Annotated in this window: 23 protein-coding genes; 11 read left to right on the top strand and 12 right to left on the bottom strand. The window is 65.9% G+C overall.

The genetic code is table 11. The annotated features are described in order from the left end of the window. Positions 1-2 precede the first annotated feature (2 nt). Positions 3-1,643, bottom strand: coding sequence for a M28 family metallopeptidase (locus EAH84_RS05080; protein ID WP_140868735.1), 1,641 nt, complete (start codon positions 1,641-1,643; stop codon positions 3-5). Positions 1,644-1,652: 9 nt separating this feature from the next. Further along, the gene (locus tag EAH84_RS05075; protein ID WP_140868732.1) at positions 1,653-2,093 is read right to left on the bottom strand and encodes an MAPEG family protein; all 441 of its coding nucleotides are present in this window, start codon (positions 2,091-2,093) and stop codon (positions 1,653-1,655) included. Positions 2,094-2,293: 200 nt separating this feature from the next. Here EAH84_RS05075 and rpmF point away from each other — a divergent pair, with 200 nt between their 5' ends. The 5 genes from rpmF (at position 2,294) to EAH84_RS05050 (ending at position 5,240) form a co-directional block, all read left to right on the top strand. Beyond that, positions 2,294-2,473: a 50S ribosomal protein L32 gene (rpmF, locus tag EAH84_RS05070; RefSeq protein ID WP_140868729.1), complete on the top strand. Its 180-nt coding sequence runs from the start codon at positions 2,294-2,296 to the stop codon at positions 2,471-2,473. A 28-nt stretch (positions 2,474-2,501) separates the two neighbouring features. Continuing rightward, entirely contained in the window at positions 2,502-3,533 is a 1,032-nt protein-coding gene (gene plsX / locus EAH84_RS05065; protein WP_140868726.1) for a phosphate acyltransferase PlsX, read from the top strand. Next, the gene (locus EAH84_RS05060) at positions 3,530-4,510 is read left to right on the top strand and encodes a beta-ketoacyl-ACP synthase III (protein WP_140868723.1); all 981 of its coding nucleotides are present in this window, start codon (positions 3,530-3,532) and stop codon (positions 4,508-4,510) included. The genes plsX and EAH84_RS05060 overlap by 4 nt, the downstream gene beginning before the upstream one ends. A 98-nt stretch (positions 4,511-4,608) precedes the next feature. Beyond that, entirely contained in the window at positions 4,609-4,908 is a 300-nt protein-coding gene (locus EAH84_RS05055) for an integration host factor subunit alpha (RefSeq protein WP_140868721.1), read from the top strand. A 2-nt stretch (positions 4,909-4,910) separates the two neighbouring features. Further along, positions 4,911-5,240 (top strand): MerR family transcriptional regulator, encoded by a 330-nt coding sequence (locus EAH84_RS05050; protein WP_140868718.1) that lies wholly within the window; start codon positions 4,911-4,913, stop codon positions 5,238-5,240. A 21-nt stretch (positions 5,241-5,261) separates the two neighbouring features. On the opposite strand, the gene EAH84_RS05045 is transcribed toward EAH84_RS05050, so the two are convergent. Further along, on the bottom strand, positions 5,262-5,870 hold the full coding sequence (locus EAH84_RS05045; protein ID WP_140869256.1) for a TetR/AcrR family transcriptional regulator: 609 nt from the start codon (positions 5,868-5,870) through the stop codon (positions 5,262-5,264). Between the two features lie 176 nt (positions 5,871-6,046). On the opposite strand from EAH84_RS05045, the gene EAH84_RS05040 reads away from it, so the two are divergent. Then, complete coding sequence (locus EAH84_RS05040) at positions 6,047-8,431, top strand: TonB-dependent receptor (protein ID WP_140868713.1); 2,385 nt, start codon at positions 6,047-6,049, stop codon at positions 8,429-8,431. A 57-nt stretch (positions 8,432-8,488) separates the two neighbouring features. Then, positions 8,489-9,751: a spinster family MFS transporter gene (locus EAH84_RS05035; protein WP_140868707.1), complete on the top strand. Its 1,263-nt coding sequence runs from the start codon at positions 8,489-8,491 to the stop codon at positions 9,749-9,751. Here EAH84_RS05035 and EAH84_RS05030 read toward each other — a convergent pair. From EAH84_RS05030 to rpmI, 6 genes are all read right to left on the bottom strand, one after another. Next, positions 9,748-11,274, bottom strand: coding sequence for a peptide chain release factor 3 (locus tag EAH84_RS05030; RefSeq protein WP_140868702.1), 1,527 nt, complete (start codon positions 11,272-11,274; stop codon positions 9,748-9,750). The genes EAH84_RS05035 and EAH84_RS05030 overlap by 4 nt on opposite strands. 192 nt (positions 11,275-11,466) lie before the next feature. Next, positions 11,467-12,342, bottom strand: a complete 876-nt coding sequence (locus EAH84_RS05025) for an aldose 1-epimerase family protein (RefSeq protein WP_140868699.1) — start codon at positions 12,340-12,342, stop codon at positions 11,467-11,469. Next, a complete protein-coding gene (gene pheT / locus EAH84_RS05020) occupies positions 12,335-14,758 on the bottom strand; it encodes a phenylalanine--tRNA ligase subunit beta (protein WP_140868696.1) in 2,424 nt (807 codons plus the stop codon). Before pheT ends, EAH84_RS05025 begins: the two co-directional genes overlap by 8 nt. Next, positions 14,755-15,825: a phenylalanine--tRNA ligase subunit alpha gene (pheS, locus tag EAH84_RS05015; RefSeq protein ID WP_140868693.1), complete on the bottom strand. Its 1,071-nt coding sequence runs from the start codon at positions 15,823-15,825 to the stop codon at positions 14,755-14,757. The genes pheT and pheS overlap by 4 nt, the downstream gene beginning before the upstream one ends. Before the next feature lie 94 nt (positions 15,826-15,919). Continuing rightward, a complete protein-coding gene (rplT, locus tag EAH84_RS05010) occupies positions 15,920-16,285 on the bottom strand; it encodes a 50S ribosomal protein L20 (protein WP_140868688.1) in 366 nt (121 codons plus the stop codon). A gap of 18 nt (positions 16,286-16,303) precedes the next feature. Further along, positions 16,304-16,507, bottom strand: a complete 204-nt coding sequence (rpmI, locus tag EAH84_RS05005) for a 50S ribosomal protein L35 (protein ID WP_093333883.1) — start codon at positions 16,505-16,507, stop codon at positions 16,304-16,306. 169 nt (positions 16,508-16,676) lie between these two features. On the opposite strand from rpmI, the gene EAH84_RS05000 reads away from it, so the two are divergent. Beyond that, positions 16,677-18,833: an AsmA family protein gene (locus EAH84_RS05000; RefSeq protein ID WP_140868682.1), complete on the top strand. Its 2,157-nt coding sequence runs from the start codon at positions 16,677-16,679 to the stop codon at positions 18,831-18,833. Positions 18,834-18,970: 137 nt separating this feature from the next. On the opposite strand, the gene EAH84_RS04995 is transcribed toward EAH84_RS05000, so the two are convergent. After that, positions 18,971-19,783 carry an inositol monophosphatase family protein gene (locus EAH84_RS04995; protein ID WP_140868677.1) on the bottom strand — a complete coding sequence of 271 codons (813 nt, stop codon included), beginning with the start codon at positions 19,781-19,783 and terminating at the stop codon, positions 18,971-18,973. Positions 19,784-19,851: 68 nt separating this feature from the next. Between EAH84_RS04995 and EAH84_RS04990 the strand changes: the two genes are divergently transcribed. The 3 genes from EAH84_RS04990 to EAH84_RS16530 all read left to right on the top strand — a co-directional run bounded on the left by EAH84_RS04990 (position 19,852) and on the right by EAH84_RS16530 (position 21,855). After that, complete coding sequence (locus tag EAH84_RS04990; protein ID WP_140868672.1) at positions 19,852-20,385, top strand: peroxiredoxin; 534 nt, start codon at positions 19,852-19,854, stop codon at positions 20,383-20,385. A 63-nt stretch (positions 20,386-20,448) separates the two neighbouring features. Continuing rightward, positions 20,449-21,459, top strand: coding sequence for a GGDEF domain-containing protein (locus EAH84_RS04985; RefSeq protein ID WP_140868669.1), 1,011 nt, complete (start codon positions 20,449-20,451; stop codon positions 21,457-21,459). Between the two features lie 273 nt (positions 21,460-21,732). Continuing rightward, positions 21,733-21,855: a hypothetical protein gene (locus EAH84_RS16530; RefSeq protein ID WP_277753719.1), complete on the top strand. Its 123-nt coding sequence runs from the start codon at positions 21,733-21,735 to the stop codon at positions 21,853-21,855. Between the two features lie 105 nt (positions 21,856-21,960). Here the strand turns inward: EAH84_RS16530 and EAH84_RS04980 are convergent, their stop codons facing one another. Next, positions 21,961-22,467: a hypothetical protein gene (locus tag EAH84_RS04980; protein WP_140868666.1), complete on the bottom strand. Its 507-nt coding sequence runs from the start codon at positions 22,465-22,467 to the stop codon at positions 21,961-21,963. Between the two features lie 94 nt (positions 22,468-22,561). Further along, a complete protein-coding gene (locus EAH84_RS04975) occupies positions 22,562-23,239 on the bottom strand; it encodes a glutathione S-transferase family protein (protein ID WP_140868663.1) in 678 nt (225 codons plus the stop codon). Positions 23,240-23,284: the final 45 nt, after the last annotated feature.

The following is a 23,284-nucleotide window of genomic DNA, read 5'->3' as shown; positions in this document are numbered from 1 at the left end:
CGTTATCGCCGCGCCGCAGCGGTCTGTTCGCGGATCGCCTTGAATTCCGACCCGCCGCGCCACGTCGGCCAGCTGCGCGAATTGGCGAGGCGCTGCCCGATCGTCAGATACAGTCCGACATCGTCGGCCGCGCCGCGCAAATCCCAGCTCGGGTCCCACATGTCGCAGGTCTGGTGATAGCATTTCATATAACCGTCGAGCCATGCCTGCCCTGCCGAGCGTCCGCCCTTCACGAGGTCGGGCGCGCCGCTGATCGCCATCAGAAGCAGCGTCGGCACCCCGCGCCGCGCCAGGCTGAAATGATCGGCACGATAGAACAGTCCGCGTTCGGGCAGCGTCTCGGGCGTCACCACCCGCCCCTGCGCCTTAACCGCGGTGGCGAGATCGTCCTCCAGGCTATCTTGTCCCCCGCCGACCAGCATCACGTCCTTGGCTGGGCCTGCGGTCTGGAGGATGTCGAGCGTCAAGTTCGCGACGGTCTTGTCGACCGGATAGATCGGATTGACCGCATAGGTTTCGGACCCGAGCAGCCCGCGTTCCTCCGCCGACCATAGCGCGAAGACCAGGCTGCGCTCGGTCCGCGGTCGCTTGGCGAAGACCCGCGCCAGCGCGAGCACGCCCGCCGCGCCCAGCGCGTCATCGTTGGCCCCCGGTCGAATCGTCCGTCCCTGCGCATCCGGCGCGCCGATACCATAGGCATCCCAATGCGCGCCGAACATGATCGTCTCGTCGGGATGCGTCGTGCCCGGCAGGATCGCGAGCACATTGCGGCTTTGCGCGGTATTGTGCGTCACCGGCAGATCGGCGGAGAACCGCGACGTGAGGTCGACCGGTCGGAAATTGCTCCGTCGCGCCGCGCGCCGCTGTGCCGCAAGGTCGAGCCCCGATGCGGCGAACAGCTTCGCCGCCGTGTCGCCCTGGATCCAGCCCTGGAGCAGGATGCGATAGTCATCGGGCTGCCTGACGATGTCGTAATTCTCGCCCGCGGGCGCCGCGACGGTGGCCCAGCCATAGCCTGCGCCCGGTGTATCGTGGACGATCAACGCACCGATCGCGCCGCGCCGCGCGGCTTCCTCGAACTTGTACGTCCAGCGACCGTAATAGGTCATCCGCTTGCCGCCGAACTTGCCAACCGAATCGTCGTCCGGCGTCGCCTCGAAATCCGGGTCGTTGACCAGGAACACCGCGACCTTGCCCTTCAGGTCGACGTCCTTGAAATCATCCCACCCCCGCTCTGGCGCATGGACGCCATAGCCGACGAAGACCATCGGCGCAGCGGCGATCGTCGCGCGATCGACCGGGCGGACAGTGCTGAGATAAATGCCCTCGCCCTGCGTGACGGACATGTCGCCGAGGCTGATCGGCCCCTTGCCGATCCGCGTGTGGACGAGCGGCACCGGCTGCGTCCAGCTGCCGTCGCGCGCGCCGGGTTTGAGCCCCATCGCCTTGAATTGCGCGATCAACCAGTCGACCGTCTTCGTCTCCCCCGGTGTGCCCGGCGCGCGGCCCTGGAACGCGTCGGACGACAGCGTCTTGACGTCCGCCTCCAATCGCGCGGGCGAGATCCGGTTGGTGGATGTCGTCGACTGGGCGGACAGCGGGGCCGCGATCAACGCAGCGAGTGGCAACAGGGCATATTTCATCCCCGGACCCTAGCCGCGCGGGACACTGACGTCGACGGGTTCGATCGGCATCGCTGCGGTGCGCGTCGCGCCATAGGCGATGACCACCGCCCAGATCGCCAGGGTCAGCAGCAGCAGCATCGTCACCGCGGTGCCGATCATCCGCCCGGCGCGCCAGCCATCCATCCCCACTGCATGGCAGATCCGCCCGACCAGGAACACGGCGACCGCGATCCACAGCCAGATCGAACTGCCGACCCCGAATTCGATCAGCCCGACGAGCGCCAGCACGAAAGGCGCGTTCTCGACGAAGTTGGCTTGCGCGCGCATCCGGCGGATGATGCGATCGTCGCCGCCATCGCCGACGAATATTTTCGCCGCACGCCGCACCGCGCCGATCCGGAACGACAGCCACAGGTTGATCAGCGCACAGCCCGCGGCCAATATCAGTGTCACCGGCAACATCGTCATCGCATTCCCCCTGAGGCTTCGCCTTCCGCCCTGCCACCCCGCGCCAGCGCTTGCAACGCGCGTCGAATCCTCTATAGGCCGCGCCTTCGCGATGCGTCCGGCCGCTCAGTGCTCCGCGCGGCTGGTGGTCCTGCCATCGGTTGCCGTAGCGCCGTTCCGGGCGTATCGGACCTCTCGACTAGATAGAACAAGGTGCCGAAATGGCCGTCCCCAAGCGAAAGACTACGCCCTCCAAGCGCGGCATGCGCCGCAGCCACGATTCGCTCAGCGTCGCGGCGTTCCAGGAATGCCCGAATTGCGGCGAACTGAAGCGTCCCCACATGCTGTGCGGTGCCTGTGGCCATTATAATGGTCGTGAGATCATTTCGGTCGAGGGCTGAGGCTCACTCGATCGGAACCTGCTGAACCATGCCCGACAACTCCACGATCGCGGTCGATGCGATGGGCGGCGACGAGGGGTTGGCGGTCATGCTGGCTGGCGTCGCGCGGGCGCGGCACCAGTTCGAGGGCATGCGCTTTCTGCTGGTCGGCGACGAAGCCCGGATCGCGGCGGGGCTCGAAAGCCATCCCAACCTCTCGCAGCATAGCGAGATCGTCCACGCCCCCGGCGTCGTCGAGGCGAGCGAAAAGCCCAGCCAGGCGATGCGGCGCGCCAAATCGACCTCGATGGGAATCGCGATCGATCTCGTCAAAAAGGGGCGCGCGGGCGCCGCGGTCTCGGCGGGCAACACCGGCGCGCTGATGGCGATGGCAAAGCTCTCGCTGCGCACCCTGCCCGGGATAGACCGTCCCGCGCTCGCCGCGCCGCTGCCGACGCTGGGCGCGAACGACGTCATCATGCTCGATCTGGGCGCGAACACCGAATGCGACGCGCGCAACCTGATCCAGTTCGCGGTGATGGGCGCGGCCTATGCGCGAGTGGTGCTCGATCTCGAGGCACCCAGGGTCGCGCTGCTCAACATCGGCAGCGAGGACCAGAAGGGCACCGACGTGATCCGCGAGGCTGCCGCGGTGCTGCGCGCGCAGACCCATCTGCCGATGACTTTCACCGGGTTCGTCGAGGGTGATCGGCTTGCGCGCGGCGATCATGACGTGATCGTGTGCGACGGCTTCGCGGGCAATATCGCGCTGAAGACCGCGGAAGGCACCGCGCGATTCGTCGCCGACCTGTTGAAGCGCGCATTTTCGAGTTCGGCGCGATCCAAGCTCGGCTTTCTGATTTCGCGCCCCGCCACCAAGCTGCTGCGCGACCATCTCGATCCCAACAACCACAACGGCGCGGTCTTCCTGGGGCTCGGCGGGATCGTGCTGAAAAGCCACGGCGGCGCCAACGAGCTTGGTGTCGCGACCGCGATCGGCAACGCCGCCAAGCTGGTCCGGGCCGATTTCACCCGGCGGATCGCCGAGGATCTCGCCCATGTCGAGCAGGCCGCGGCATGATCCGATCGGTCGTGATCGGCACGGGGTCCGCGCTTCCTGCGCGTCGCGTTTCCAACGCCGATCTGGCGCAGGAGGTCGATACCACCGACGAATGGATCGTCGAACGGACCGGGATCCGCTTCCGCCATATCGCCGGCCCCGATGAGACCACGGGCACGCTCGCGACCGATGCCGCGAAGGCCGCGCTCGCCGCGGCGGGGATCGCGGCGCAGGACATCGACCTCATCGTCCTGGCCACCGCCACCCCCGATCAGACGTTCCCCGCCACCGCGACGAAGGTGCAGGCCGCGCTCGGCATCGACGATTGCGTCGCGTTCGATGTCGCTGCGGTGTGTTCGGGGTTTCTCTACGCGGTCCAGGTTGCCGATTCGATGCTGCGAACGGGGGTGCAGCGTCGCGCGCTCGTGATCGGTGCGGAAACCTTCAGCCGGATTCTCGATTGGGACGATCGCACCACCTGTGTCCTGTTCGGGGACGGCGCGGGCGCGATCGTGCTCGAAGCGCGCGAGACCGCCGACGACAATCGCGATGGCGCGGCGCGCGGTATACTCGCGACCCGCCTCCACGCCGACGGGCGCCACAATGATCTCCTCTACGTCGACGGGGGACCATCGACCACCGGCACCGTCGGTAAGCTGCGCATGAAGGGCCGCGAAGTATTCCGCCACGCGGTCGTCAATCTCGCCGCCGTCCTGGGCGAAGTGCTGAGCCTCGCCGGGCTGACCGCCGCCGATGTCGACTGGGTGGTGCCACACCAGGCCAACGCGCGCATCCTCGACGCTACCTCGCGCAAGCTCGGGCTCCCTGCCGACAAGGTGGTCGTCACCGTCGACCAGCATGCCAACACCTCAGCCGCCTCGGTCCCGCTCGCGCTCGACGTGGCGGTGCGCGACGGACGCATCCGCGACGGGCATATCGTCGTGCTGGAAGCGATGGGTGGCGGGTTCACCTGGGGCGCCGCGGTCGTCCGATTCTGACGATCTGGCTGGCACGGGAGAAGGGGCTTCCGATCGCGGCGTTGCTGGGTTAAGCTGTTAAGGGGAAATGGCTTGAACGACTGGGGGCCGCAGTGTTGATGACGACGACGGGCACGCTGACGCGCGCCGACCTTGCCGAAGCGCTTCACCATCGGATCGGGCTGTCGCGCGCCGATTCGGCGTCGATCGTCGAGCAGATATTGCGCCACATGTGCGAGGCGCTGTCGAACGGCCATAACGTCAAAATCTCGGGATTCGGGACGTTCGTGTTGCGCGACAAGGGCGAACGCGTCGGGCGCAACCCCAAGACTGGGGTCGAGGTCCCGATCGCACCGCGCCGGGTGCTGACCTTCCGCGCGAGCCAGATGATGCGCGAACGCATCGTCGCCGCTGGCTGACGGTGGCGGACGGCTCCTCCAAGACGAGCGAGGCATTCCGAACGATCGGCGAGCTGTCGCGCGACACCGGCATCGCGCAGCATATTCTACGCTATTGGGAAACGCGCTTTCCGCAGTTGCGCCCCATCACCCGCGCCGGCAACCGGCGATACTATCGCCCCGAAGACATTGCGCTGGTGCGGCGGATCGACTCGCTGCTCAACCAGCGTGGCTTCACCATCAAGGGCGCGCAACAAACACTGGCGGACGAAGGCGTCGGCCGCACGGTGACGGCTTCTACGCCCCTGGTCGCAATCCGCGATCAACTGGCGCGCGCGCTGGCCGAGGACTGACCCGAGCAACCGGATAATTGCTCAGCGGCCCAACCCGCTCCGCAGCATCTCCGCCACGGTATCGGCGACGTCTTCGACCCCGCGATCGTCGTCCCACACGCCGTAGCGAAGACCCAGGAACACGTTCATCCCCATTACCGCCCAGGCGTGCACCTCCGACACGTCGGCGCGCAGGTCACCCTGCGCCGCTGCCGCCGCGAGTCGCCGCGTGATCCGTTCGGCGGTCGTCGCATAATGGAGCCGGAAGCTGTCGGGATCGACGAATTCGGATTCGTCGATGATCCGATAGATTTCCTTATGCTGCCGGACGAAGCCGATGAACTGTTCGAGCCCCGCGCGCTCCGCCGCAATTCCGTCGGGGGCGGCGCGCACCGCGGGGGCGACATGATCGCGCACCTGATCCGACATGTCGCGAACCAACGCGCGGAACACCGCGTCCTTCGAATCGAAATAGGTATAGAAACTGCCGAGCGCGACCCCCGCGCGGCGCGTGATCCCGCTGATCGACGCGTCGTGAAACCCGCGCTCGCCGAATTCGATCGCCGCCGCATCGAGAATCCCGCGCAGCGTCCGCCGCCCGCGTTCGGTTCGCGGCGCTTTGCCGTCGCTCGCGGTGATCGCGCGGTTCACGTCGGCGGTCTGCTGCCGACCGCCCACCTTGCTCCCCTCGCCAGCTTTGATCGCCACGCCAGCCTCTCCCGCATCTACCGAGTTGAAACCCGGTTCATGTTTCACTATAGCCTCGATCGAACGGCGCACAACCCGGGCCTACCGGGGGATCAACCAGCGCCAAAGGGGAGGTTGCCATGAATTGTCTGACTTTGCGCGCCGGTCTTCGGCTCAGTGTGGCTACCGCCGCGCTCATCGTCACCGCGATCCCCGCGCTCGCGCAGACCGCGCCCGATACGACTCCCGCTGCCAATGACGCCAACGATGCAAACGCAGCGCTGACCGGCGATATCGTGGTCACCGCGCGGCGCCGGTCGGAAAGCCTGCTGAGCGTGCCGATCGCGGTCACCGCCTTCACTGCGGACAAGTTGCTGAAAACCGGCGCGACCGATCTCACCGATCTCCAGAATACCACCCCGAATACCACGCTCAAGGTCGCGCGCGGCAGCAACTCGACGCTCGCCGCCTTCATCCGCGGCGTCGGCCAACAGGATCCGGTGCCAGGGTTCGAAGCGGGCATCGGCATCTATCTCGACGACGTCTATCTCAACCGCCCGCAGGCGGCGGTGCTCGATATCTACGACGTCGACCGAATCGAAGTGCTGCGCGGGCCGCAGGGCACGCTTTACGGACGCAACACGATCGGCGGCGCGATCAAATATGTGACCAAGCGTCTGCCCGATTCGCCCGAGGTCCGAGTCCGCGCCAGCTATGGCAGCTACAATCAGGCCGATGCGGTGGTCGGGTTGTCACTGCCGCTCAACGACGTGATCAAGATCGGCGTCGCTGGAGCGCGGCTGTCGCGCGACGGGTTCGGCAAGAACCTCAACCTCGGTATCGATAATTACAACAAGAACATCTACGCTGGGCGCGCGACGCTCGAACTGACCTCGCCCGACGACCGACTCTTCATCCGCGTCACCGGCGACTACACGCACGATAAGTCTAGCCCGCGCAACGGCCACCGGCTGCTTCCAGGCCTGCAATCGGGCGCACCCGTCCTGTCGAACGTGTTCGATACCCGCGCCGGGCTCAACACGCCGATCCAGGATATCGAGGCCGGTGGCCTGTCGATGTCGGCCACCGCAAAGATCACCGACCATATGACGCTGCGCAGCATCAGCGCGTGGCGCAAGGATACGTCCTACACCCCGATCGACTTCGACTCGCTGCCCGCGGCCGATGTCGACGTCCCCGCGGTGTATCGCAACGAACAGATCAGCCAGGAATTCCAGTTGCTCTACGCGAGCGAGCGGTTGAACGGCCTGATCGGCTATTATTATCTCGATGCGAAGGCCGCGACCGGGTTCGGGGTGCTGCTTTCGACCACCTTCCCGGGCCTCAACGCCTATACCGCGGGCGACGTGCGCACCCAGACCTCGTCGATCTACGGCGATTTCACGTTCGATTTCACGCCGCAACTCAGCCTTTCGCTCGGTGGCCGCTACACGTGGGATCAGCGCAAGTCGGTGGTGTTTAAAGCGAACTACATCGGCCTGACCCAGGAGTTCGGGGGGTCGCCGGTGCCGTTCCTCGGCACCCCGCCGTCGACCAATTTCCGCGGGGAGGCGAACTTCAAACGCTTTACCCCGCGCGCTTCGGTGAACTTCAAGCCCAGCGCCAACCATCTGCTCTACGCCTCGTATTCGGAAGGCTTCAAGGGCGGCGGCTTCGACCCGCGTGGATCGGGCGCGTCGGCGCCGATCAGCAACGCGGCGGCGGGGCGGACCTATCAGGATATCTACAACTACCTGTCGTTCGATCCCGAGACCGTGAAGAGCTACGAGGTCGGCTACAAAGGGTCCGCGTTCGACCGGCGGCTGACCTGGGCATTGGCAGGGTTCTACGCCGATTATAACGATGTTCAGGTGCCTGGATCGGTCGGGTGCACGATCGGCGGCGTCCAGAGCTTCTGCGGGATCACGACCAACGCCGCCAAGGCGAGGATCAAGGGCGTCGAGCTCGAAACCACCGCGCAAGTGGCCCGCGATTTCGCGGGGGGCGGATCATCGCTCAGCATCCTGGGAACACTCGGTTATGTCGACGCGAAATATCGCAATTTCATCGGCCCCACCGGGGTCGACGTCGCCAACGTCCGCGTGTTCCAGAACACGCCCGAATGGACGCTGTCGGCGACCCCGACGCTGATCGTGCCGGTCGGCGGTGGCACGCTGACCGCGAACTCGACGGTATCATATCGCAGCCTCACCCATCAATTCGAGACCGCGAGTCCCTTCCTCGATCAGCCCGGCTACACGCTGCTCGATGCGGGCATCACCTACGCCTTCGGCGCGGGCGATCGTTACTCGATCGGCGTCTATGGCAAGAACCTGACCGACCGGCGCTACAAGACCTCGGGCTATCAATATATCCGTACCGACATCGCGGGGAACCCGATCAACCTCGCCAATCAGCCGGTGCCGAACGGACCCTACATCGCGACGCTGGGCAAGGAAGGCATCGCGACCGCCTTCTACGGCAATCCACGCCAGGTCTTCGGCACCTTCAGCGCCAAGTTCTGATCCGAACCGCTTGCACCCGCGCGTCATCCCCGCGATGACGGGCGGGAGAGGATGCGCATGACAGAGATGAAGACGACCCCCGGCTACCGGGGGCTGGTGCTGACGTTGTTGCTGATCGTCTACACCTTCAACTTCCTCGATCGACAGATCCTGGGTATCCTCGCACAGCCGATCAAGCTCGACCTCGGGCTCAGCGACACCCAGCTCGGCGCGCTGGGCGGGATCGCGTTCGCGCTGCTCTATTCGACGCTGGCGATTCCCTTGGCGCTGATCGCCGACCGGACCAGCCGGAGCTGGGTCATCACCATCTCTTTGACGCTGTGGAGCGGCTTTACCGCGCTGTGCGGCCTCGCCACCGGCTTCTGGCAATTGTTCGCGTTCCGCCTCGGCGTCGGGATCGGCGAAGCGGGCGGGGTCGCGCCTTCCTATGCGCTGATCGCCGACTATTTTCCGGTCAAGAGCCGCAGCCGCGCGCTGGCGATCTATTCGCTCGGCATCCCGATCGGGCTGGCCAGCGGCACGCTGCTCGGCGCCTACATCGCGACCCATGTGAACTGGCGCGCGGCGTTCGTCACCGTCGGGATCATGGGCGTGGCGATCGCGCCGATCTTTCGCCTGGTTGTCAAGGAACCGCCCAAGGTCATCGCCCCCGCGACGCGCGCGCCGGTATCCGCGGTATTCGCGATCCTCGCCAAAAAGCCCAGTTTCTGGCTGATGGGGTTCGCGGCCTCGATGTCGAGCCTGGCCGGGTACGGCTTCGCCTTTTGGACCCCGTCGCTGCTGATCCGATCGTTCGGGCTCAGCCTCGCCGATACCTCCTATTATTTCGGGTCGCTGTTGCTGGTCGGCGGATGCGCGGGGGTATTCCTCGGCGGGTTCCTCGCCGACCGGATGGGGCCGAACGACCGGGGGGCCTACGCGAAGCTGCCCGCGATCGCCTGGCTCATTACCGCGCCGCTGTTCATGGCGGCGTTCCTGTCGCGGTCGCCCACCGTCGCCTGGCTCCTGTTCCTGATCCCTAACGCGCTCAACATCCTGTGGCTGGGGCCGGTGACGACCGCGGTGCAGAACCTGGTGCCGCCGCATATGCGCGCCACCGCCTCGGCCAGCTTCCTGCTCATCAACAACCTCATCGGGCTGGGGCTGGGATCGTGGGTGATGGGCGGGCTGTCGGACGCGATGGCGCTGCGGTTCGGCGCCGATTCGCTCCGCTACGCCGCGGTCGCCCTCGCGGGGTTCTACCTCATCGCGTTCGTCCTCATGACGCTGGCGATCAAGCCGCTCCGTCGCGATTGGGTCGAGGTCCAGCCGGGGGTCTAGCGTTCGCGCGTCGCCGCGAATTTCACCTTGGGATAACGGTCGGCGACATAGCCGACCTCCCACGCGGTCTTGGCGAGGAACACCGGGTTGCCGTCGCGGTCCTTCGCCATCGCCGCTCGGTTGATGTCGGTGAACGCCTTGAGGTCGGCAGCCTCGTCCGCGCTGACCCAGCGCGCGGTGTCGAACGGCGCATGTTCGAGCCCCGCGGCAACCTTGTATTCGGCGTCGAGGCGGCTGAGCAGCACCTCGAGCTGCAATTGCCCGACGACGCCGATGATCCAGTTGCTGCCGATCTCGGGGTAGAAAACCTGGGTCACCCCCTCTTCAGCCATATCGTCGAGCGCTTTACGCAATTGCTTGGTCTTGGTCGGATCCTTGAGGATCACGCGGCGCAGGATTTCGGGCGCGAAATTGGGCAGGCCCGTGAAGCGGACCCCCGGCTTCTCCGCCAGCGTGTCGCCGACGCGCAGCGTGCCGTGGTTGGGGATACCGATGATGTCGCCCGGAAACGCCTCGTCCGCGATCTCGCGGTTCTGCGCGAAGAACAGGATCGGCGAATGCACCGCGATCGGCTTGCCGCTGCCCGAAGGCGTCAGCTTCATGCCGCGTTTGAACGTCCCTGAACACAATCGCATGAACGCGATCCGGTCACGGTGGTTGGGGTCCATGTTCGCCTGAACCTTGAAGATGAACCCGGTGACGTCGGGCTCGTCGGGCGACACCGGCGCAGGCTCGGCGGGCTGCGGGCGCGGCGGCGGGGCGTAGTCGGCGAGCGCATCGATCAGGTCGGTGACCCCGAAATCCTTGAGCGCGGAGCCGAAATACACCGGGGTCAGATCGCCGTTGCGGTACGCCTCCGCATCGAACGTGGGATAGCCGATCCCGGCGAGCTCGATCTCCTCGGTGATCTTGTCCGACAGGGTGACGCCGGTGTCGATCTTGCCCTGAAACGTCCGGCTGTCGCCCTCGGGGCGGCTGACCTTGCCGGTGGCGAGTTCCATCACGCCTTCGAACTCGCCGCCCATCCCGATCGGCCAGCTCATCGGACACACATCGAGCGCGAGCATGTCGGCGATCTCGTCGAGCAGCTCGAACACCGGTCGCCCCTCGCGATCGACCTTGTTGACGAAGGTGATGATCGGGACCGAGCGAAGGCGGCACACCTCGAACAACTTGCGGGTCTGCGGCTCGATGCCCTTGGCGGCGTCGATCACCATCACCGCCGAATCGACCGCGGTCAGGGTGCGATAGGTATCTTCCGAGAAATCCTCGTGCCCGGGGGTGTCGAGCAGGTTGAAGGTGATCCCGTCACGCTCGAACGTCATGACGCTGGAGGTGACCGAGATCCCGCGCTGCTGCTCGATCTTCATCCAGTCCGAGCGCGCGCGCCGGTTCTGCCCGCGCGCCTTGACCTCGCCCGCAAGGTGGATCGCGCCGCCCGCGACGAGCAGCTTTTCGGTCAGCGTCGTCTTGCCGGCATCGGGGTGCGAAATGATCGCGAAGGTGCGGCGCGGCGAGGTCATCGGCACCGATCCCGCAGGGCTGCGCCACAGGTGAAGTGGACGAAGTTTACACGGAATCGCTGTTTTGCGCGGGGGCGGTTCATGATGTTGGGATGGCCTGACGGACGGCGGTGCGAGAGATGGCGTTCATATCGCCCTCACTGGCAGAAATGATCGATGTAGGACAGGGACTGGGAGCCGGTTGCCGATCGTTCAGGCGACCAGCGTCACCCGAAGCGCGATCCGCTCTTCGTCGCCGGGCGCGACTGTGAAGATACCGGGCTTGTCGCGAATGTCGCCGGTGAAGCCTTCGGGATCGGCGATGCCGTGCCACGGCTCGACGCAGATGTAGTGCGCGCCGGGCTTGGTCCAGATGCCGAGCTTGGGGGTGTCGGGGAAATCGACGCGCAGGCTGGGGCCGTCGCCCGCGCCGTAGACGACGTGGTCCGAACGGATGTCGTTCCAGACCAGCGCATCGTTCGTGAAGAGGTCGTCGCGCAGCTGCAGCGTCCGCCCGTCGAGCGGCGAGGCCCGGGTTTCGGCGGCGATCGTGCCATCCTTCGCGATCTCGCACAGCCGATCGGGTTCGTCGGCGGCAAAGACGATGCGGTGATCGAGCTTGTCGTGGCCATAGGGCAGTGGCCAGGCGAAGGCGGGGTGGAAGCCGAAGCTCGCGGGTAGCGCGACGTCGCCGGGATTGATGACGCGCACGTCGACCGACAGCGTCGCGGCTTGAATCGCGAAGGCGATTTCGAGACGGAACGCGAAGGGATAATGCCGCCGCGTCTCGTCGCTGTCGGCGAGCGCGAACACCGCACGGGTCGCCGAGTGTTCGATCAACTCAAACAGCGATGTCCGCGCGAAGCCATGCTGCGCCATCGGATAGGCCTGGCAGTCGGCCCGAATCTCCTCGCGATAGGGGCGGCCGACGACGGGGAACAGGATCGGCGCGTGCCCGGTCCAATATGCGGGGTCCGCATCGGTCATCAACTCGCGTCCCGCCGCGTCACGCAGGCTCCACAGTTCGGCACCCAGCGGATTGATCGCGGCAGATAGCTGGTCGGTGGCGATGTGGATCAGATCACCCACGCAGCGTCGCGCCCTGTTTTTCCGCCGCGGCGACGATCGCGGCGCGGATCGCCTTGAGCTCCTCGTCGGTGAAGCTCTTGTCGCCGGGCTGGAGCACCACCTCGATCGCGACCGATTTCATGCCGTCCTCGACGCCTTGCCCGGTGAACACGTCGAACACCCGCGCCGCGACGATCGCCTTCTTGTCGGCACCGCGCACCGCGCGGACGAGTGCGTCGGCGGCGAGATCGGCGGGGACGAGGAACGCGAAATCGCGGGTCACCGATTGCAGCGCGGGCGGGGCATAGGCGGGGCGCATGAAGCCGTTCGCGCGCTTCGCCGGAATTGCGTCGAGATACAATTCGACCGCAGCGACGGGCAGGTCGAGATCGAACGCCTTGCGCACCCGCGGGTGGAGCATCCCGAAAGCGGCGAGCACGGTTTTCGGCCCAAGCCGCAGCGTTCCCGATTGGCCGGGGTGCCACGCCTCGCCCGCGCCGTCAGCTGCACCGTTCGATTCCGGCCCCATCACCTGGAGGTTGTCGACCGGCGCGCCCGCGACGCCGAGCAGCGCGATCGCTTCCGCCTTGGCATCATAGGCGTCGAACGCCACGCCGCGGCCCTCGCGCCAACCGCGCGGGCGGCGATCGCCAGTGAGGACGATCCCGACGGTCGCGCGCTCGTGCGAGGCGCCGTCCCGGCCGGGCAGGTAGCGGCGGCCGATCTCGAACAGCCGCACGCTGTCGGCATGCGACGCGAGATTACGCTGCGCCGCGCTCAGGAGGCCCGGCAGCATCGAGGGGCGCATGACCTTGAGGTCTTCGCTGATCGGGTTGGCGAGCGTCCATGTGCCCCCCCCGAACGGCGCGGCCTGCGCCTCCGACACGAAGCTCCACGTCACCGCCTCGTCGAGTCCCCGCGCCGCGGCGGCGCGGCGGACGCGGCGTTCGAGCTTCTGTTCCGGCGTTGCGGTCGGGCGTGCGACGCCGGGGACGCGCGGAAGCGGTACACTGGCGACCTTGTCGATGCCTTCGATCCGGATGACTTCCTCGACGAGGTCGGCAGGACCGTCAATGTCGCGCCGCCACGTCGGGGGCGTGACGTTCCACACCGCGTCGACGCCGAACCCGAGCGATTCGAAGATCGCGCGCTGGCGGTCGGCGGGCACGGCGAGGCCACCGAGCGTCTCGGCCTTGTCGATGCCATAGGCGTAGGCGCGTCGTCCAAGCGGTGGGTTGCCGGCGCGGGTGACACCACTAGCCGTGCCGCCGCAGTGATCGAGCACCAGCCGCGTCGCGATCGACAGACCTTCGTCGAGGAAGGCGGGGTCGACCCCGCGTTCGAACCGCTGGCGCGCGTCGCTGGTCAGTTGGAGTTTCTGCCCGGTGCGCGCGATATGATCGGGGTCGAAATAGGCGCATTCGATCACGATGTCGGTGGTGTCCGCCGACACGCCCGATTCCTCGCCGCCCATGATCCCGCCGATGTCATGGACCGCGACGTCGTCGGCGATCACGGTCATCGTCGCGTCGAGCGTGTAGGTCTTGCCGTTGAGCGCGACGACGGTTTCGCCCGCGGTCGCTTTGCGCGCCACGAGCCCGCCGCGGAGCGTGGCGCGGTCGTAGACATGCAACGGGCGACCCAGATCGACCGACAGAAAATTGGTGATGTCGACCAGCACCGAAATCGGCTTCTGCCCGATCGCGGTGAGGTAGCGCGCCATCCACGGCGGCGATGCGCCATTGGTCACCCCCGCGACGCCCTGTGCGAAGAACGCGGGGCAGCCGTCGGCGTCGTCGGTGCGGACATCGGGGCCGGGGCCCTCGCCCGCGACGGGATCGAGGTTGTCCTGGCGATAGATCCCGGCGAGCGGCTTGAGCGTCCCCAGACCCGCCGCGGCGAGATCGCGCGCGATCCCGCGCACCCCCATGCAATCCTGTCGGTTGGGGGTGATCGCGACGTCGAACACCGGATCGTTGAGCCCCGCATAGTCGGGATAGGGCGTCCCGACCGGGGCATCGGCGGGCAGTTCGATGATCCCGTCATGATCGTCGCCGAGCTCGAGCTCGCGGGTCGAGCACATCATCCCGTTCGATTCGACCCCGCGGATGCTTGCGACCTTGAGCACCATGGCGTTCGACGGCACCACCGCGCCGGGCGCCCCAAACACGCCAACCAGCCCGGCGCGCGCGTTGGGCGCGCCGCACACGACCTGGAGCGGGCCATCTCCGGCATCGACGGTGAGCACCTGCAGCTTGTCGGCCTGCGGATGCGGAGCCGCGGTCAGCACCCTGGCGACGCGGAACGCCGCGAGCGTCGCGCCCGCGTCCTCGACGCCTTCGACTTCGAGCCCGATACGCGTCAGCGTCTCGACGACGTGCTCGAGCGATGCGGTGGTGTCGAGATGCTCCTTGAGCCAGCCCAGCGTGAACTTCATGCGCCGACTCCCCCCGACAGCGTGGGCACGTCGAGGCCTGAAAAACCGTAATGTTTGAGCCAGCGGATATCGCCGTCGAAGAATGGGCGCAGGTCGTCCATCCCGTATTTGAGCATCGCGAGCCGATCGATCCCGCAACCGAACGCGAAGCCCTGCCATTCCTCGGGATCGAGGCCGCAGGCGGCGATGACCTTGGGGTGGACCATGCCCGACCCGAGCACCTCCATCCAGCCGTCACTACCGCCGATGACGCGCTTGCCCTTTTCCATCGTGAAGCCGACGTCGACCTCGGCGCTGGGTTCGGTGAACGGGAAATAGCTGGGGCGCAGCCGCAGGACGATATCGTCGCGCTCGAAGAACGCCTTGAGGAACGTTTCGAGCGTCCATTTGAGATGGCCGAGCGTGATCCCCTTGTCGATCACCAGCCCTTCGACCTGGTGGAACATCGGGGTGTGGGTCGCATCGCTGTCGCTGCGATAGGTGCGGCCCGGCGCGATGATCCGGATCGGGGGTTTCTGGTTGAGCATCGTGCGAATCTGGACGGGGCTGGTATGGGTGCGCAGCAGCATCTTGCGCGCAGCCCCATCGGGCGCGGGAAAGTAGAATGTATCATGCATCGCCCGCGCGGGATGGCTTTCGGGGATGTTGAGCGCGGTGAAATTGTGCCAGTCGTCCTCGATCTCCGGCCCCGTCGCCACCGCGAAGCCCAGATCGGCGAAGATCTCGGCGAGTTCGTCCATCACCTGGCTGACCGGATGGATCGTGCCGCCGGCGGGAACGTCGGCAGGCAGCGTCATGTCGAGCGTTTCGGTCGCCAGCCGTGCGTCGAGCGCCGCATCCTCCAGCGCCACCTTGCGCGTGCCGATCGCGTCGGAGATCGTCTGTTTAATAGCGTGGATAATCGGACCCTGCGCTCTACGCTCTTCGTCAGTCATTGAACCGAGCGTCTTCGTGAGAGCGGTGATCGATCCCGATTTGCCAAGGGTCTGCACCCGAATTTCTTCGAGCCGTGCGGGAGTGTCGCATTGCTCAATTTCGCTGAGGGCGACTAATTTCGGATCGTCCATTGGTTTCCTCGCGTCTCAATTGAGCCGATAACGAAAAGGGCGCCGGTGGCCTAGACCACCGACGCCCCTTTATCCGTCTCGCAACAGGCGTGCTTTACGCGGCCTGGGGCAGAGCCGCCTTCGCCTGCGCGATGATCGCGCTAAACGCGGCGCCTTCGTGCATCGCGATGTCGGCCAGGACCTTGCGGTCGAGTTCGACGCCCGCGAGCTTCAGCCCGTGCATGAACTGCGAATAGGTCAGCCCCTCGGCGCGGACGCCGGCGTTGATGCGCTGGATCCAGAGCCCACGGAACGTGCGCTTCTTCACCTTGCGATCGCGATAGGCGTATTGCCCGGCCTTTTCGACGGCCTGGCGGGCGATGCGGATCGTGTTCTTGCGACGGCCGTAATAGCCCTTCGCCTGTTCAAGGATCCGCTTATGCTTGGCGCGGGTGGTTACACCCCGTTTGACGCGTGCCATTCTTTAATTCCTTTCCGCTCAGCCGAGACCGTAGGGGGCCCAGGCCTTCACCGCTGCGGTGTCGGCCTTCGACAGCACCTTGGTGCCGCGATTCTGGCGGATGTACTTGCCGTTGTGGTGCAACAGGCGGTGGCGCTTGCCGGCGACGCCGTGCTTCAACAGACCGGTCGCGGTCAGCTTGAAGCGCTTCTTGACGCCGCTCTTCGTCTTGAGCTTGGGCATTTTCATCTCCAAAAATAACAACGAAACGAACTTCCGCGGCAGCCCACACTGGCCGGGTCGTTCTTCCACTCGTCGCAAGGGAGCGGGGCGCATAGCCCCCCGCCCCGGATAAATCAACCGCTGCCCGTACCGCGCGGGAACTGGCGTCGTCGTCGCGCGCTTACCGTCGATGAATGATGTTGATGGCGTAACGATCGACGAACCGCCTGCCGAGCCTGCCGAGCCTGCCGAGCCTGCCGGTACACCGGTCGAGAGGCGCGCTCCGCGTCGCCATCGCGTCCGCAATATCATCGTCGGCGTCATCGGGACCGTCTTCCTCGCCTGGCTGATCCTGTTCATCACCAAGGGGCGGTTCCTCAAACACCCGTTCGAGCGCATCGCGGGCAAGATGACGCACCGGACGGTCACGGTGCGCGGCGACTTCCAGCTCTATTTCGCGCCGTTCGACATCAAGTTCCTCGCCGAGGGACTGACCGTGTCGAACCCGGACTGGGCGACCAAACCCGATCTGTTCGCGGCGAGGCGAATCGATTCGCGGATTGCGCCGCTGTCGCTGTTGTTCGGGCGGCGGCATTTTCGCTTCCTCGATCTGACCGACGGCGCGGTCGACCTCGAATGGAACGGCGCGCACGATCGCAACACGTGGACCTTCAGCGACCAGAAGGGGAAACCGTTCGCATTGCCCATCATTGATCGTGCGACGCTGGCGGGGACGACGCTGCGCTATCGCGATCCGCAGTTGCAGTTGCTCGCCGACCTCAAGTTCGCGACGGTGATGTCGGCGGGCGCGTCGATCGGCGACAAGGTTACCTTCACCGGCACGGGCCGCGCGCGCGCCACGCCGTTCACGCTGTCCGGTGCGCTGCTTTCCCCGAATCAGACCGCCGCACGCGGCAAGAACGAACTGACGATGACCGCGCACGCCGCGAATAACGTCATCGATATTACCGGGACGCTCCCCAGCCTCGCCGATATCGAGGAGGTGCCGCTCCAGGTGAAGGCACGCGGACGCGATTTGTCTGAACTGCTGTGGATCATCGGCGTCCCGATCCCACGCACGCGCGATTATCGCCTCCATGCCCAGCTGGTGAAATCGGGCAACGATTATGCCTTCACCCGGATGGCGGGGGTGTTCGGCGACAGCGACCTGTCGGGCAAGTTCACGATCCAGAATATATTGCCGCGTCCGCATATCGACGCGACGCTGACGACGAAGCGCCTCGACATCGTCGATGCTGCACCCTTCATCGGCTATAACCCCGACATTGTCGCGGCGCAGGGGGTGCAGGCAGCCGCGGCGGCGACGGGGGCTGGTTCGGCGCGCCTCCTGCCCGACGCGCAGCTCGGGATCGAATCGATGAAGCGGTTCGACGCCGACGCGCATTGGACGATCGGCACGGTCGCATCGAAGAAAGTGCCGATCTCGAACGTCGACGTCACGGTCACGCTCGACAACGCGCTGCTCAAGCTGTCGCCCTTCACGTTCGCGATGGCGCGCGGCAACGTCGCGTCGGACATCATCCTCGACGCACGGCGAAGCCCGACACATGCGAGCTATGATATCCGCCTCGCGCAGACCCCGATGGGGCGGCTGCTCGCAGGGTTCGGGGTCGCCGATTCGGGAACCACCGGCACCATCAAGGGACGGATCAAGCTCGACGGCGTCGGCAACACACTCCACGATTCGCTCGCCAGTTCGAGTGGACGGATCGCGTTCACGATGCCCGCAGGTTCTTTCTGGACCCGCAACGTCCAGCTGGCCGAACTCGACGTCGGCACGTTCGTCCAGAAGATGTTCGAGCATAAACTGAAGGAGCCGGTGCAGATCAATTGTGGCCTAGTCGGGTTTACCGTGCGGAACGGCGTCGCAGCCGCCGACCCGATCCTGATCGATACGACCAAGAACGTCATAGTCGGACGCGGCGGATTCAGCTTCAAGACCGAAGGCGTCGACATGGCGTTCCGCGCCGACGGCAAGAAGTTCAGCCTGTTTTCAGGCCAGTCGCCGGTCGGGCTCGGCGGCAGTTTCGCGCATCCAGCTATCGATGTGGTCAGCGATCAGTTGCTCGCCCGCGCCGGCGTCGGGCTGGGCCTCGCGATCGTCGCGACCCCGCTAGCGGGCATCCTGGCGTTCGTCGATGTCGGGGACGCGAAGTCGGCGGCGTGTGGGCCAGTGCTGGCGGGCGCCACCGCCAAGGCGCAACGCACGACGAAGGGCAAGCCGCGCGACGATGTCGGCAAGGGCACGACCGCGAAGGAGGAGAATGGCAAGAAGTCGGCTTCGGAGAAGAAGGGGCAGCGAAAGAAATTTCTAGGGATTTTCTGACGCGACCCCGGCTTAGAGCGCGATGACATTAGATCGATCAGATCTGAACCGTTCGCCCTGAGCTTGTCGAAGGGCCGTGAGACTCACCATGCTTCGACAAGCTCTGCACGAACGGGTTTATGTGAAGTCATCGCGCTCTAACGGTCGTGAATCTCGGTAGTCCCGTGCAGCGCCTCTAGCACGTCATCGGTGCGCGCGGGGTCGCCGATCGCCAGAACGTGCCCCGCGCTGGTGGCGGTCAGGGGGTCACCGTTCCAGTCGCACATCCGCCCCCCTGCACCCTCGACCACGGGAACGAGCGCGGCATAGTCGTACAACTGGAGCCCGCTTTCGCAGACGATGTCGAGGTGGCCCGACGCGAGCAGCCCGTAATTATAACAGTCGCCGCCATACACCGGTCCCTGCCGCGCATGGCCACCCGAGACGGCGGCGACGAGTCCGAGATAATGCGGGACGTCGTCATCGGCGAACAGGTGCGGGCTGGTCGTCGCAAGGATCGCGCCCGCCACCGCGGGACACGCGCGCGTACGGATGGGGGCGCCATTAAATGTGGTAGGACGCCCCGCGATACCGACCCAGCGTTCGCGCTGGATCGGCTGGTCGATGACGCCCAGCACCGGCCAGCCATCCTCGACCAGCGCGATCAGGGTGCCGAAGATCGCGCGCCCGACGGTAAAGCTGCGCGTCCCATCGATTGGGTCGAGCACCCATTGGCGCGCCGTCACCCCGTCCTTGATACCATATTCCTCCCCGACGATGCCGTCGCCCGATCGTTCCGCTTCGATCAGCTTGCGCATCACCGCCTCCGCTTCGCGATCGGCGCGGGTGACGGGGGAATGATCCGCCTTCAGTTCCACACCGTGGGCGCTGCGGAAATAGGGGCGGATCGCAGTGCCGGCGGCGTCGGCGAGACGGTGGGCGAGGTCGATATCGGCTTGGGTGACGGGCATGGGCCTGCCTATCGCGCCGACGCGATCCAGGCTAGGAGTCGGCGTCGATTAGCTTTCAGGAGACCAGCATGCGTTTCGTCCCCGCCCTCGCCGCCATCGCACTGGCCGCCGCCCCCGCCGCCGCCGCGCTCGCTCCCGGCGCCAAGGCACCCGATTTCACCACCCGCGGCGCGATCGCGGGCAAGGTGTTCACGGTGCATCTCGCCGACCAGCTCAAGAAAGGCCCGGTCGTGCTCTATTTCTTCCCCGCGGCGTTCACCGGCGGCTGCAACGCCGAAGCGCATGCCTTCGCCGAGGCGATTGATCAGTTCAAGGCGGCTGGCGCGACCGTCATCGGCATGTCCGCGGACGATATCCCGACGCTCCAGCGGTTCAGCCAGGAAAAATGCGCGGGCAAATTCGCGGTGGCCAGCGCCGGACCGAAGGTCGTCGCCGGATATGATGTCGACCTCCATCATGTCGTCAACGGCAACAACGCGACCCGGCGGACCAGCTACGTCATCGGTCAGGACGGGCGGATCAAATATGTCCATGACGACCTCAATGCCGATCACCATGTCGAGCTGACGCTCGCCGCGGTCAAGAATTTGCACGGCGGCTAGGAACCGGCAACCCGATCCTAACGATTCGGCGCTAAACCCCCCGTACTCATTTCGGGGATGGCCATGTTCGGGTCAGCGGCAACACGGCAAAAACGGAAAGGCGACGATCTGTACGACAGGATCGGCGCGTTTCTGGCCGACCAGAGCCTGAGCGTCGATCCCGTCAACTACGCGTTCGCTCACCATGTGCTGGGCAACCCCGGTAGCGAGGTGGCGCGGGCGGTGGCGCGGCTCACCGATGGCGGCGTCCGGCTGCAGAGCAAGGACGTCGAAGAATTCGGCTGCACCGTGGCGGTCGGCACGACGGCCGATCCCGAAGATCGGGCACACCAACTCGTGGCCGAAACCAAAGCCCAGGTCGACGGGTTCGCTTCGATCATGCGCGCGCTTCGGGATGAAACCCGCGGGTTCGGACGCGATCTCGAGCAGAGCGCGGCGGCGATCGAGCGCGCGCCGGGTGCCGCCGGACTCGTCGACATCGCCCGTATCACCGGCACGATGCTCGGCCGCGTCCGCGATGCCGAGTCGCGATTGGCGCAGGCGACCAGCGAGGCCGAGGCGCTGCGCTCCGAATTGGCCGAGGCGAACGACAGCGCGCGCCGCGACGCCCTGACCGGACTGCCCAATCGCCGCGCGTTCGAAGAGGCGTTTCAGGCCCGCGATCTGGCGACCGGCCCCTATTGTCTAGCGCTGTGCGACATCGACCGATTCAAGCGTGTCAACGACGAATACGGGCATTCGGTGGGCGATCGCGTGCTCAGCGCGATCGGCCGCGCGCTGGTCGAACTGTGCGCTGGCGATCTGGTTGTCCGTCACGGCGGCGAGGAATTTGCGATCCTGTTGACCGCAACCGACCTGATCTCCGCGACCGCCAAGCTGCAAGCCGCCTGTGCCGGGATCGCAGGCAAGCGCTTTCGCAACCGCGAGACTGACCATCCGCTCGGACAGATCACCGTGTCGATCGGGGTTACCGCGGTACGCGAGGGCGAGGAGGCGGAAGCCGCTTTAGACCGCGCCGATCGGCTCCTCTATACCGCAAAGGCCAATGGCCGCGACCAGGTAAGCGCCGCCTGATAGTGGTGTTTTGCACCGCTGCCGGATGGCGCAATGCGCCATAAGGGTCGGGCGATTCGGGTCCTCCCATATCATTTCAATGTCTTACCGAAACTGGCACGCGCGATGCAAAGCTCCCGATGTTCCGCCGGATCGTCCGGTCGGACAGACACCAGGGAGTTTATCCATGTTCGCTCGTATCGATACCGTCCAGCGCGTTGCCGTTTCGTTTGTCGGCGCCGTCTTCTTCGCCGCGCTGTTCGTCGGTGCCGCGGTCCCCGTGATGCCGATCGCATGACCGGGTTCGGCCGCCGCGCGGCGGCTTCCCCGCTGATCCGCAGCGTCTTGCTGAGCATGGCGTCGTTCGCCACCACCGCGCTCGTCCTGGCACGCCACGGCAACGCACTTTTCGCCTGAGAGGCCGCCGTCGTACGAGGCTAAGCACCTCCCACGGGGACCTCAGGCGGGGGCAGCGCCCGCACCGACCCGATCGCCGCCGCACCACCGCAATCATCCACTATGTCAGGCTTGCGGACAATCGCCGGGACGGGTCACCGGCTCGTCATTGGCCACCCATCGGCTAGTATCGCCCATCGCCGCCTCATCGTGGAAACACGCGACCGCCCCGCTCGCGTCCGGGTTCATCACGAACGTCCAACTGTGCGCGCTGCAATTGTGCGGCTCGCACCCGTGCGCCGCGATCTTGTTCTGATACGCGAAGATCGGGACTGTCACCCCGTCGCGCGCGGTGATCATCCGCCGCAATTTGTCGTCGCCGACCGCTGCGATGAGTGCATTGGCGACCTCGGTGCGGTCGAAGAACGTGACCCCACCGACCGTGTCGGTCGGATATTTGCCGATATAGGCGGCGAGCGGCACCTGATGCGCCTGCCCTGGCAGCGGCGCGGGCGCCTGGGTTTTGGGCGGCACGAACGCCGCGGTCGCGGTTTGGTCGTTGTCAGCTACGGCGTCGTGCTTGTTGCACGCGGTGAGCAGTAGCAGCCCGGCGACGATCGGAATCGTTTTCATCCCGCAACAACGTATGGTCCGTCGGGTGGTTGCCTCGGCGCGAGACTATCGGGTTGCTCATCGAACATCCCGGTAAGCGATCCCGGGCGCCCGATCAGAAATCGACATTGTCGTAATGCACCGGCGGTGGGCCGACGAGTTCCATCCGTTCGGAGAGCAATGGCCGGAAGCTCGGACGACTCTTGAGACCGCCATACCAGCGTGCGGTCTGCTGGTGGCTTTTCCAGTCGATCCCGCCGAGATAGTCCGCGACCGATATCTGCGCCGCAGCGGCGAGGTCGGCGAGGCTCATCGTCGCGCCGCCCAGCCAGTTGCGGTGATCGAGCAGATAATCGGTATAATCGAGGTGGCTGACCGCCGCCTTCATCGCCTCACGCAGCCCCTTGGCATCGGGCGCGGCGCGGTGCGCGATCCGCTTCACGACGCGCTCGTGGAGCAGCAGGCTGGTGACGTCGCGATAGAAATGCGTGTCGAACCACGCGACCAGCCGCCGAATCTCGGCGCGGTTGATGGCGGTGCCGTTGATCATTGCCGACTTGTCGACCGTCTCTTCGAAATATTCGCAGATCGCCATCGAATCGATCAACGGCGCGCCGCCGCGCGCCGAATCGACCATCACCGGGGTCGCCCCCGCGGGGTTCATGTCGACGAATTCGTCACGACGATCCCACGGCGATTCACGGACCAGTTCGTAGCCGACGCCCTTCTCACCGAGCAGCAGGCGCACCTTGCGGCTGAAGGGACACAAGGGGAATTGGTAAAGCTGCCACATGGTGTCAGGCTGTAGCGGCGGGCCACAAGCCGCGGCAAGCGCCGA

It is taken from the genome of Sphingomonas oligophenolica (assembly GCF_006438955.1).
GTDB classification, from domain to species: Bacteria; Pseudomonadota; Alphaproteobacteria; order Sphingomonadales; family Sphingomonadaceae; genus Sphingomonas; species Sphingomonas oligophenolica_A.
The sequence above is the reverse complement of the archived record's forward strand: the minus strand, read 5'-3'. Positions and strand labels throughout refer to the sequence as shown.